The following is a 13,682-nucleotide window of genomic DNA, read 5'->3' as shown; positions in this document are numbered from 1 at the left end:
AGTGGAGAGTGGAATTAGAAAGTTAAGACGTAACATCAAAAAGTCCCTCAAAAATAATTTTGAGGGACTTTTATACTCTAAACTCTATAATCTATTCTCTAATTAAGAATTCGCTCTCGCTAATTGCTTTTGCATCATCGCATCGTATTTAACGGCTTCTGGTGCTTTGGCATTTTTCAAGCCGTCCACAATGATATTCATTTCATAAAGTGCCGTTTGAATTTCTCTACTATCGCTACTTCTACGGTCATTCAAGTAATAATCCAAAGCCTTATTGTTACGATTCATAATGGTATCGGCAACTTTCAAGGCTGTTTTTTTATCGCCCGCAGCCAAATAAAGTGCTACGAAATTGGCAGATAATTGGTCGTAAGGAATTACGTTATCAGGCATCACTTTATTACAATAATCTAATGCTGCTTTTGCTTTTGGCATATTTCCTTCACGAACTAATTGGTCAACCAAACGTAAGAAACTCAAGCGAGCCGTTACGATTGGCACTTGCAAATAGAAATCTGAGTGATAATACGTTTTAGGATTATCCAAATCTCTCCAGAACATCTTTTTCGTTAAATTATCATACATCAATGATGAATTGACAAAACCGTCTTTTGCTCCTGGAATTTTCACAGGCAATAAACGATACGCATATCCTTCTAACTGCATATATTCTTTCAAGTTCAAATAAGATGCTGATGGCAAAGTAGTTGCAAAGTAAATTGGACGTTTCCAACCCGTTGCCGCATTCTGAGCAATCATGTCTAACTGAGCTAATTCTGGCTTCATAATTCCAGATTTTCCAGTTGTCCACACCATTTGGTCGGTCAAATATGGTTCTAAATCTTTTGGAACAAATCCTGCCTTTTTCACTGCCTCAACATTAATGGGTAAGAAAAGATTTTCAGTTGGCAAGGTATTAATCATCGAACCATCCTGCAAAGGCACTTTAATTGCTTCGTTACCGTCTCTCACCAATTTCAAATATTCTTGAAGGTTAATTCCATTTTTAACATTCGGATTTTCATAATACATAATTTGCTCATTCACTAACTCTCTCAAAAGGTCTTCTGGTATCGAAATTGGCAATCCTTGAGATTCATAAGTTTTACGTTTCATTTGGTCGATATACCAATCAGTTCCCAATAATGAAAGGTTACAAACACGCACGTCAGTACGGAAACCTTCAACTTCCTGCACGTACCACAATGGGAATGTATCGTTATCTCCTCCTGTAAATAAAATGGCATTTTTCTCACATGAATTCAACAAGTTTTTCGCAAAATCTACTTGGTGAAAACGATTACTACGGTCGTGGTCGTCATAGTTTTGCTGAATCAAAATCACGGGTACAACTGCGGTTGCGAGAGTCGCAACTGCTCCTGTTACTACGGTATTTGACAAAAATTTACCTAAAAATTCCGCAATTTGCATCACGCCCAAACCAATCCATATTCCGAAGAAATAGAACGACCCTACATAAATATAATCACGCTCACGTGGTTCAGTTGGTGGTGAATTTAAGAATACAACCAATGCCAAACCAGTTAAAAGGAACATCAAAGTGGTTGTTAAGAAATCTTGTTCAGACTTACGAACCAACAAAATGAAACCTAATAAACCCAACAATAATGGCAAATAGTAGTAATTGTTATGTGCTTTGTTAGCGGCTAACAACTCTGGCAATTCACCTTTGCGAGTATAATCAATCACCCCTGCATCTTGAATATCACTTTCACGACCCACAAAATTCCAAAGCAAATAACGCATATACATGTGTCCCATTTGGTGGGTAAACATGAAACGAAGATTATCGCCAAAACTTGGTTTTTCGCCCGCAGCCAAACCTAACATTTCCTCATATAACTGAATATGTTGAGGCGAACTACTATACACACGTGGCAACAACATTTGCCCATCTTTAGAATATACTAATTTCTGTTTGTGGTCATAAACTTCATACTTTCCGTCTTTCATTTTATAGACAGGATTACCCTGTTCCACACTTTCAACCGTTCCAGTATAAATTGGACCATACAATAATGAACGCTCACCGTATTGTTCACGCTTCAAATATTTCACATAATTCAAGATATTACTTGGGTCATTTTCGTTGATTGGTGTATTATAAGTTGAACGAACCATTGCCAAAGTATATGACAAATAGCCTATCAAAACGAATACCAACGAAAGCAAACCGATATTCAAATTCACTTTTTGTTTGCGGATAGAATAAAGCACTCCCCAAACAATTGCTCCGATAAATACAATTAAAAACACCGCAACACCAAATCCATAAGGCAATCCAAGTCCATTCGTGAAGATTAATTCAAATTGGAAAGCAATTGAAGGAATACCTGGAATAATCAATGAGTTAATAATGCCAAGAATAACCAAACCCGCAAAAAGAGCGATAAAACCACCTTTGTAAGTCGGTACTGGATTTTTCTTGAAATAATACATCAATGCCAATGCAGGAACAGTAACTAAGTTCAATAAGTGGACACCGATTGAAAGTCCAACGATATAAGCAATTAAAATCAACCAACGGTTTGCCGCTGCTTCATCCTCAATTAATTCCCATTTGAAAGCTGCCCAAACCACCAAAGCCGTAAAAAAAGACGACATCGCATAAACCTCCGCCTCAACTGCTGAAAACCAGAAAGTATCAGAGAAAGCATAAGCCAATGAACCAATTACACCAGCACCTAAAAGCGTCAACAATTGTCCTTTTGAAAGTTCTGCGAATGGTTTATTATAGATTTTACGTCCAATCATAACGATTGTCCAGTGCATAAACAAAATAGTAAAAGCACTTGAAAGCACCGACATCATGTTTATCCAATAGGCAACTCTTGTAACGTCCGAACCTGCTAAAAGTGAGAACATTCGTCCCAATAACAAGAAAAGAGGAGCTCCTGGAGGGTGCGGTACTTGAAGTTTATAAGCACAAGCGATAAACTCGCCACAGTCCCAAAAAGAGGCTGTCTGCTCAACCGTAGCGGTAAAAACAAATAAGGAAATGGCAAAAACGACCCAACCTGTTAAATCGTTAATTCTTTTAAAATTATTCATTGAGGACTTTTTAACTGTTATTATCTCAAATTGGACGAAAAACATTTTAGCTGTTCAACACACAATTTTCAATGTTCAAACTGGTAATATAGAGTCGAATAGACAATAATGTTACCAAAAATACAAAATAGCTTTGGCTTGTGAAGAATGGGGGTGTTAAAATGTGTTAATTAGGGAGGATTTTAACATTTAGCTTTGCGATTAAATGGTACGCTGATGACGCAGATGATAAACAACGCAGATTTGAGAGGATTTTTATTTCGGACGAAATTATAAATCTGCGTAAATCTGCGTTTGAAAATCTGCGTCATCTGCGTGCCACACCTACAAACCTTCAAACTGACGTAAGAATCTTACATCGTTTTCAGTAAATAATCGTAAGTCTTTAATTTGGTATTTCAGCATCGTTATACGTTCAATTCCCATTCCGAAGGCAAAACCTGTATATTCCTGAGAATCAATTCCACACTGTTCCAAGACGTTAGGGTCAACCATTCCAGAACCTGCAATTTCTACCCAACCCGAATATTTACACACATTACAGCCTTTTCCTTTACAGATTAAACAAGTAATGTCAATCTCTGCCGATGGCTCAGTAAATGGGAAATATGAAGGACGATAACGCACTTTTGTATCTTGCCCGAACATCTCTTTCGCAAAATAATAAAGCGTATCTTTTAAGTCTTTGAAACCAACATTTTTGTCCACATAAAGCCCTTCCACTTGATGAAAAAGACAGTGAGCTCTCGCAGAAATAGCTTCGTTACGATACACACGTCCTGGCATGATAGAACGCAATGGTGGTTTTTGATTTTGCATCAAACGAATCTGCACGTTAGAAGTATGCGTTCTTAAAAGCATATCATCAGCAACATTTCCACCTTTCTTTTCGATGAAAAAAGTATCTTGCATTTCACGTGCAGGGTGATTTTCGGCAAAGTTTAAAGCCGTAAAATTATAAAAATCCGATTCGATTTCTGGGCCATCCGAAACGTTGAAACCCATTTTTGCAAAGATTTCAATGATTCTGGCACGTACCAAAGTCAAAGGATGAATTGTTCCGTTTTCGTTAGGAATATTCGGGAGAGTCAGGTCAAACTCAATAGCCACCGACTTATCCGAAGCCGACTCCATTAATGTTTGAAACTCATTGAATTTATTTTGGGCAAAATCCTTTAAAGCATTCAATTCTTGCCCAACGGCACGACGGTCTTCTTGCGGAACATTTTTCAATCCGTCAAAAAGGTCACCAATCACTCCTTTACGCCCCACATAAGCAATACGGAAGGCTTCGAGTTGTTCTTTATTCTCAATCTGAAAATCAGCAATTTGCTGTTGTATTTCGGTAATTTTTGCTTGCATGGTGCAAAATTAGTAATTAGTCGTTAGATTTTTTGTATTAAAAGAAAAAGGTAAGCTAATTTCTTGGCTTACCTTTTTCTTTTGTAATGATTTCTCAATAGAATTAGACTACTGCCTAAACGGAATTATACTGATTTTACAATTTTTTCTCAGTAAAAACACCTTAAATCTGTTCGAAATTATACAGATTACCTCGAAAAGTAATTTTATATTCCGAATTAACTCTTCCAAGGGTTTTGAACCCTTGGAAGAGTTTTTATTACTTCAATCTAATCAGTATTAGAAGAATTAATCTTCACATCAATACAAAACCCAAGTATCCTTTGAGCCTCCACCTTGAGATGAATTTACTACTAATGAACCCTTACGCAAAGCTACACGAGTCAAACCACCAGGGATAACTTGTACGCCATCACCATACAAAATGTACGGACGTAAATCCACGTGGCGACCTTCTGAATGGTCATCAATCAAACATGGAACTCTTGAAAGTGAAATGGTTGGCTGTGCAATGTAATTTCTCGGATTTGCCTTGATTCTTTCCTTGAAAATATTTTGTTCTTCTTTGGTTGACTTTGGCCCAATTAACATTCCGTAACCACCCGCTTCGTTGGCTTCTTTTACTACCAATTTTTCAATATTTTCTAATACATATTTGCAATCATCTTCCTCTCCGCAGATATAAGTTTCTACGTTTGGAATGATGGCATCTTCACCGAGATAATATTTAATAATTTTTGGCACGTAGGCATAAATTACCTTATCATCAGCAACGCCAGTTCCTGGAGCATTTGCCAAAGCAATTCTTCCTTTTTTGTACGCTTCAAAAATTCCTGGAATACCAATCATTGAACGTGGATTAAACACTTGTGGGTCGAGGAAAGTATCGTCAATTCTACGATAAATTACGTCCACAATTTGGAATCCTTTGGTAGTACGCATTTTTACGTAACCGTCATGTACTACTAAATCACGAGCATCAACCAATTCAACGCCCATTTGTTGAGCCAAATACGAATGCTCAAAATAAGCTGAATTATAAATACCAGGAGTCAATACACAAACCGTTGGATTGGGTCTTCCGCCGATATGTTGCAACATTTGGAGTAACTTATTCGGATAATCGGAGATGGATTGCACACGAGTTTTACCCAAAACTTCGGGGAATGTACGCTTCAATAACTCACGGTTTTCGAGCATATATGACACGCCCGACGGACAACGAAGATTGTCTTCCAAAACCATAAATTTACCATCGTCTCCACGAATTAAATCTGTTCCTGTGATATGAATATATATGCCTTTGGGCGGACGAATTCCGATGCAAGGACGCAAGAAATCTTTGGAAGTTTCAATCAATTCTCGGGGTACGATACCGTCTTTTAAAATCTTTTGGTCGTGATAAATATCGTCCAAAAACATATTCAAAGCCGTAATACGCTGAATCAAGCCCTTTTCGGTACGTTTCCAATCTTCGGCTTCAATCACTCTCGGAATAATATCAACGGGCATAATTCGCTCCGTACCTTCATTTTCGGCATATACATTAAAGGTAATTCCCATTGCCATCAACGAGCGTTCGGCGGCTTGGTGACGACGAATAAATTCTTCTACTTTTAGCTGTTCTGCACGTTCTTTAAATGCTTCATAGCCCATTCGCACATTTCCCTGTGCATCAAACATTTCATCGAAGAAACCTTCGGTTTGGTAATTCTCAAAACTGAAATTCATAGGCTTTATAAATTTTACTTGTTCTTGTAATTTAGTAGATTTATGGTGTTTTACAAAATTTAATGTGGAAGTAACATTTAAAAAATCTTGATTTTATTGAAATTGAGTGGAATTACTTAGAGAGATGAGCTTTTGCCACGAAGGCATGAAGACGCTAATTTTGATTCATATCACTCGCCGTTGTCTGTGTCTCCACAGACAACTATTACAATTGGTGAAAGCCAAAATTTATTTTATAAAATAAGAACTTGGTTCTTTTACTAAATCATATAACTAAATGTTCAATCCTCGCTCACCCTGATTTGCAATCAGAGAGTGAACTGGTCTTGCGTTTTTAACGCTACAAAGAAAGTGCGACACAGTCGCCATACCATTTATGCACTGATTGCAAATCAGTGCAAGCGGTGTCAAAAAATAGTAACTTCGTGACAATAACCCTCAATAACTTCCAGCCTTCGTGGCAAAAACAACACTCCATGCAAAACCCAACAAAATATACCCAACAAATCAAGCAAAAGGCACGTGAATTAGGTTTTGATTTCTGTGGTATTTCAAAGGCTGGATTTTTGGAAGAAGAAGCTCCTCGGTTAGAAAATTGGTTGAAAGCTAATCAGCATGGCAAAATGCAATACATGGAAAACCATTTTGACAAACGCCTCGACCCAAGATTATTGGTTGATGATGCAAAATCGGTGGTTTCTTTGCTTTTTAATTATTATCCCGACCAACGTTTACCCGAAGGGAAAGACGACATAAAACTCTCCAAATACGCTTACGGAACTGATTATCACTTTGTTATCAAAGATAAACTAAAAGATTTTTTGAGCTTTATTCATCAGGAAATTGGCGAAGTGGGCGGACGTGCTTTTGTGGATTCTGCCCCTGTCATGGATAAAGTTTGGGCTAAAAAAGGCGGTTTGGGTTGGATTGGCAAGCACTCAAATCTCATCAATAAGCAACAAGGAAGTTTCTTTTTCATTGCCGAACTAATCATTGATTTGGAGTTGGAATACGACCACGAAATCAAGGATTATTGCGGTACGTGTACCCGTTGCATAGACGCTTGTCCGACGGAGGCAATCGTTGAACCCTTTGTGGTGGATGGCTCGAAATGTATCAGTTATTTTACGATTGAACTGAAAGAAGCCATTCCGATAGACATGAGAGGAAAGTTTGACAATTGGGTTTTTGGGTGTGATGTTTGCCAAGATGTTTGTCCGTGGAATCGTTTTTCAAAACCTCACCAAGAACCAAACTTTAATTTACATCCTGATTTACAACATTTTACCAATACCGATTGGCAAGAAATTACGGAAGATGTTTTCAAGGAAATATTCAAAAAATCTCCTTTAAAACGGACGAAATTTGATGGTTTGAGGAGGAATATTGGGTTTTTGGGGTAAACAAAAACATGAGTTATCCCAAATTTTTCTTTTGAATTAGGGATTTTTAGGAACTTATAAATTTATTGCCTTATTCTCGTCCTTACTTTTTGTCTTGAAACAAAAAGTAACCGCAGCGGCGGCCGCAAAAAATTCAAGAATTCCTAAACTCGCTGCGCTCAAACAGTAGGAATTCAATATCCCATCAATCATAAAAAAGCGGTTTAAAAACTGATTTAGACCGCTTTTTCATGATTTCAAAATTTAGGATGACTCCATATTTTTCTTTTAAAACACTTAAATTCCTATCTGTAAACCTGTATTGCTCGACATAAATTTCAGACTTGAATTTACATTGTATTGAATGGTTTTGGCAATACCGATGCTGTTAATTGAAATGATGTGATTAGGCGAAATTATTACCACGTCACCTGCGTAGGGTTTGCGTCCTGCGTCCCACGTTGAGCCATCTTCCCAATTACCCGTTTTGATACTTGTGATAGTTCCACCCGTTCTTGCTCCTTGAAACTCATAAGCTCCAATATCAACTCTTCCGCTACCAAAAATCCGATTATAAAATTCAACGTCTTTATCGGTTGTCGAAACAAATCCGCTATTTCCCGCATCAATCATGGGTGAAACTGCGGTTAAATGAAAGTTTCCTCCTACTGAAACATTACTGTTTTCTGGTAATGAACTCACAAAAAGAGGGTCTAAATTGGTGTTCCCCGTTCCAGCGTACATTCCCGATAAATTACAATAATTTACAATTGATTGGCTATCATTAAATAAACTTATATAACCCCAAATAATGCTATTTTGAAAAACTGAAGGGCTATTTGTGCCATTATAAACAGCAGGAGTATTTCCTCCTGAACCCACAATTGTACAATTTACAACCAACGGAATCGCACCATTATTATAGAAGGTTTCGCCATTGCCTTTATTACCAGAAATCTGAGAGCTTTTCACCGAAATATTACTATTTTGTTGTGTATAAATGGCCCCACCAACACTGGCAATATTACCAATAATTTTACAACTTGAAATCTTGGCAACGCTACCATTAGCACAGAATATTCCTCCGCCAACTTTGGCACTATTTAATTTTATGGTACAATTTGAGATGGTCGGCGTGGCGGTATTTTTAATCACAATTCCCCCACCCGTATTATCGGTAGCTGATGCCGTAGCGGTGTAAGGCAAACTCAATTCACTGATATTGGTAAAGTTGGCATTTCCTCCTGTTATTACAAAACCGTCCAAAATTGTATTATTATCGGAGGCATCAAATGTCACTACATGGTAGGAATTATCTGTATTTACGCCTAAATCGCCTATTTCACCACTTAATATTGTTGGATAAATATTTGAATTTCTTTGAGTTAATAAGGTTTCTGTCCCTACAAAACCACCATAAACTTTTACTCCCGAAGGCATTGCAAAAGTTATTGTTTGGGTTGTGGTATTAGTTGGCTTATAAGTCCCTTTGGCTACCCAAACTTCTATTCCGCTACTGGCGGCGGTCAATCCTGTCGATAATTTTCCGAAGGCAGTTGCCCATGTATTTCCGTCTTGTGTAGCGGCTGATACTTTGGAACTATCTACAAATATTCTTCTAATAACGGTTAAAGTAATATCAGCACTTTGTAGTGACGTACAAGTTAGAGTATTGATAACTTGCTCACATTTAGCATAATAGTTTTGGGAAGAAGTAGGCAAAAATGGTAATTGCACAGAATTGTTATTCGTTGAAGCGTACCATTTTACTGAAAAACCTGAGCCACTACAACCTGTTGCTTGTAAGGATGTTGAATTTCCTAAATAAACACTTTGATTGACAACACCCACAGGAGCAACAATCATTGGGTTTACTGTTACTGTTACCATAACTCGTGAACTACGGCAATTGGTTGTTCCTCCCGACTCACAACTGACATAATAATTGGTAGTTGTAGTTAAACTTGGCGTTGTAAAATTACCAGAACCTAAAACTGTTTCATTGGTCGCATCTCCGTACCATGTTGCAGTTCCTGTTGTACAATTTGCCGTTAAAGATGTCGTAGTATTGTAGCAAATTGATGTATTATTCGCCGTTGGAATACTTGGAATTTCATTGACAGTAACGGAAACTTTCGTTCTTGCACTATTACAGGTTAATACGTTATTGCTAACGATACATTCCACATAAAAATCTGTATTAGTAGTTAATGTGGGTGTTGTATAATTACCACTTGCCAAAATTGTGGTACTTGTTGCGGTACTAAACCATGTTGCAACACCTGCTGTACAAGTAGCCGTTAAAAGAGTCGAACTTCCTTTACAAATTATTTTATCATCAATTATTGCTGCAGGTGGTGTACTTGAAACATTAACCGAAACTAATAATCGACTACTATTACATCCCAAATCTGGCAAATTACAACTGACATAATAATTGGCACTTTGAGTAAGAATTGGCGTACCTAAATTATTAGTTCCTAATCTGCTTGTATCTGTTGCAGAAGCATACCATGTTACTGTTCCTGTTGCACAATAAGCAGATAAAGTAATGTTGTTTCCACTACAAATATTTTGATTATTCACAATAGGATTATTGGGCATTGCATTTACTGTAACGGTCAATTTTACTCTGTTACTTACACACGAGCCTGATTGACAAGCAGCATAAAAACTTGTATCAATAGCAATAACCTCAGTCATATAAGTATCTGTCCCTAAAGGCGTTGTACTTGTATTTGAGCTATACCAATTTAAAGTACCTATACTACAAGTACCTGTAAGCGTTGTACTTGTACCTAAACAAATAGCTTTATCGGCTACGGTTGGCAAAGACGGGCCTGGACTAATGACAAATGATGCTGTACTGACATTTGTAATTGGACAAATCGTGGACATTGACACCGAATAATTATCATTTGCTTTGGCATTAGTAACATTATAAATACTCTGATTACCAATACTTAAACTACCCGTTGTGCCTACGAATAACTTTCCGTTACTATCCATACTCATTGCTCTCACACGGTCATCTCCTAAGCCATTCCCTACTGTATAATTGTTGAAAGTAGTACCACCATCGTTTGAAATACTCAAACCTCCCCCATAAGTACCTGCAAATATTCTATTATCAGGACTTACCGCAACGCAATAAACATAGTCATCTCCTAAGCCATTAGATACTGTAAAGTTTTCAAAGTGATTACCTCCGTCATTAGAGACACTCAATCCATAAGCAGTAGCAGCGTAGATTTTTCCCGTATTGCTTACATAAATATTAAAGACATTATCATCACCTAAGCCATTGTTCGTATTGTAAGTAGTAAAATGATTACCACCATCGTTAGAAATCCCGATTCCAGCAGAATTTGTTCCAACGTATATTTTACCATTACTTCCCACAAAAACACATTGGATATTATTAGCAGGCAAACCATGATTGGTATTTCTTCCTGAAAAACTATTTCCTCCATCCGTTGAAACACTCAACCCATTGATGGTAGCAACGAAGACTTTTCCATTGGCATCTACGGCAATTCCACGAGTATTATTATTGGTTAAACCTTGTGCTGTTTTCTTTGAAGAGAAAGTCACTCCTCCATCGGTTGAAATATTTACACCATCAAATGCAGTAGCCACAAAAATCCCTCCCGAAGCAGATACTGCTACCCCTCTAATACTATTACTACTTGGGTTTCCATTGGTGATTTTATTGGTAAAAGTGTTTCCTCCATCGGTTGAAATACTTAACCCTCTGGCAGTTCCAACATAAATATTATTATCAGTATTTACTACAACACTATTTACCAAATTATTACCCAAACCGTCGGTCGTAAATTTATTCGTAAAGAATGGCAAAGCCTCACTGTTTTTGTACCACTGAAAAAGCGGTGCACTTCCGCCATTATTAGGAATAGCCGTCAATAACTGACTGCTCCCTTCACAAAGGCTTGAAGGAGAGACATTTACTAATGACGGAGAAGATGCGGTGGCACTACGATTGGCATTGGAAAAGTTAAAATACTCTACAATATTTAACATTCTTTCGCCAATCAATTTAAAACCATTAGCATTCCAGTGTTTATCATCTGCCAAACCTGCATCCCAAGTATCAACTGAAAATGTATTGGGAAGTTCATTACAAATCTCATCAATAGCTCCATTATAACCACTGTATTGTGGCATAAATTTGGTGATGATAATTGGAGTGTTGCTTCCTAATTCATTTCTTAGATTTTGAAAGTGAATTTTTGTATTTATTTTCCAAGAGACACTTGATACACCTGCTAATAAGTCGTTAATTCCTTGAGAATATAAAATCACGGTTTTATAACTAATATTACTATTAGTCAAATTTTGCTTGGCAGCGTTGATACGAGTTACTAAAGATTTATAATAAACTCCAGAGGTATCCCAATCCGTAATCAAACTTTTACCTTGTCCTGCTTTAACCAAATAAGATTTTTTGTTATAAAATGTTCGTAAACTCACTCGATTAGCAATCGCAACTTCCAAACCATGTGTTGTACCATTGATAAGCGTAAAATGCCCTACCAGATTATTCTCTCCAACTTTTAAACTTTCAAAATGTAAATTTTCGTTATTGAGAATTTTCAAAGAATCCCTTTGGGATAATTCAATACTACTCAATTCAGTATTAAAAGCACGCCCTCCTGCATTACTTTCTCCCGTCAGCACAAAAAGAATATTATCAGTATTGCAAGGAGCTACGCTAATGGATGTTTCGGAAACAAAGGGTGCGGCTACACGAAAAGGTTTCTGACTTCTTCCGTCACAAGAAATTCCATCCAACTGAAACTTATAATTTCCTTCAGTGATGACTCCCGTATTCAGGGTCATAATATTATTGTTCACCGAAAAATTAGCACTTCTGATAAGAGTAGTATCTTGATAAAGCGACCATTTTGCAGAAGAAAAATTATTAGCATTTACCTCAAAAGTCGTTTTCCCATGACTATATGCAATTGATAACACCTTAAACGCAGTTGAACCATTATCACAACTGATACCTACTGGTGGTGGTGGTGGAGGCGGTGGTGGTGGCGTATTATTTACCGTAAAACTTTTAGAAGCACTTCCTACACAACTAACACCATCAATTACTAATTGATAAGTATTAGAGGATAAACTGCCTACCGATAAGTTGATTGTATTTGAATTTGGATTAAAAACTCCCTGCCCAAATATGGTGGAATCTTTTAATACTTTCCAATTGCCTTGACTCAAATTTGAGGCATTGAAAATAAAAGTAACTATTCCATTACTATAATCAGCAGAATAAATATTAAATGGAGAAGAACCATTGTCGCAACTGGGCAAGGTCTTGTGAAGCTCAAAACTCTTCAGTTTATCATTTAAAGACAATTCAGAACTAAGCGTGTTGAAAAAAAACATTCCATCAACTTTAGTAGTCCTCAATGGGAATGTTTGTAGTGGTTTATGTAAGTTACTCCCGTCATTATTTGCACATAAATTAAGGGGTAGTCCTATATAAACATATATCAACAAGAGTATAGATATACCAATACCTAAAACCCTATTTTCTGGGAATAAAATTCGAGTAATCTGCATAGTAGTAAATTATAATTGGTTCTTATATAGACTTAGATGTTAACAGCTAATTCCTAAATTGATGTGTAATATGAATCCTCAAAGACAATTCGTATCTCTCTGTCCCCAGAAAATGACATTCTCCAATTCGTTCAGGTACGATTTAATACTCCAAAACAGACGAATGTGTTATTCAACAGGTTGAAATACTCCCTGAGATATAACTGATATTCATTTCAAATTCAGAATACTTGTAATATTATTTTGTTGGATTGTACTATAAAAATGATGCTGTAGTTACAGCATTTATGACAGGTTAGTAGTTAATCGAAATCATATAATTATTGGGTCAATTTTGAAACAATAAACAACGATAAAACTTTACTGACTCTATGCAAACATCATTTTATAAAGTGATTGTGGCGGGCAATAAACAACTGGTTTCAATGGTATTGAAGGCGGAATTTTCCATTTAAGGCAGTTGCATATCATCATGATTGCATAAACAATGCCAAGTTTTATTTATGTGCCAAATTCATAGATATTTTACTCAAAATTTTCTTT

Annotated in this window: 5 protein-coding genes; 1 reads left to right on the top strand and 4 read right to left on the bottom strand. The window is 36.8% G+C overall.

Annotated features, from left to right (window positions below):
* Positions 1-102: 102 nt before the first annotated feature.
* The 3 genes from VB796_RS16845 to VB796_RS16835 all read right to left on the bottom strand — a co-directional run bounded on the left by VB796_RS16845 (position 103) and on the right by VB796_RS16835 (position 6,165).
* Positions 103-3,072: a DUF2723 domain-containing protein gene (locus VB796_RS16845; RefSeq protein WP_323347738.1), complete on the bottom strand. Its 2,970-nt coding sequence runs from the start codon at positions 3,070-3,072 to the stop codon at positions 103-105.
* Between the two features lie 324 nt (positions 3,073-3,396).
* Entirely contained in the window at positions 3,397-4,434 is a 1,038-nt protein-coding gene (gene pheS / locus VB796_RS16840; RefSeq protein WP_323347737.1) for a phenylalanine--tRNA ligase subunit alpha, read from the bottom strand.
* A 300-nt stretch (positions 4,435-4,734) separates the two neighbouring features.
* Positions 4,735-6,165, bottom strand: coding sequence for a circularly permuted type 2 ATP-grasp protein (locus tag VB796_RS16835; protein ID WP_323347736.1), 1,431 nt, complete (start codon positions 6,163-6,165; stop codon positions 4,735-4,737).
* A 476-nt stretch (positions 6,166-6,641) separates the two neighbouring features.
* Here VB796_RS16835 and queG point away from each other — a divergent pair, with 476 nt between their 5' ends.
* Complete coding sequence (gene queG / locus VB796_RS16830) at positions 6,642-7,568, top strand: tRNA epoxyqueuosine(34) reductase QueG (protein ID WP_323347735.1); 927 nt, start codon at positions 6,642-6,644, stop codon at positions 7,566-7,568.
* A 276-nt stretch (positions 7,569-7,844) separates the two neighbouring features.
* Here queG and VB796_RS16825 read toward each other — a convergent pair whose 3' ends face one another.
* Complete coding sequence (locus tag VB796_RS16825; RefSeq protein WP_323347734.1) at positions 7,845-12,962, bottom strand: sialate O-acetylesterase; 5,118 nt, start codon at positions 12,960-12,962, stop codon at positions 7,845-7,847.
* Positions 12,963-13,682: the final 720 nt, after the last annotated feature.

The sequence above is a fragment of the Arcicella sp. LKC2W genome (assembly GCF_034931005.1).
Lineage (GTDB): Bacteria > Bacteroidota > Bacteroidia > Cytophagales > Spirosomataceae > Arcicella.
This window is presented reverse-complemented; position numbering and strand designations above follow the sequence as displayed.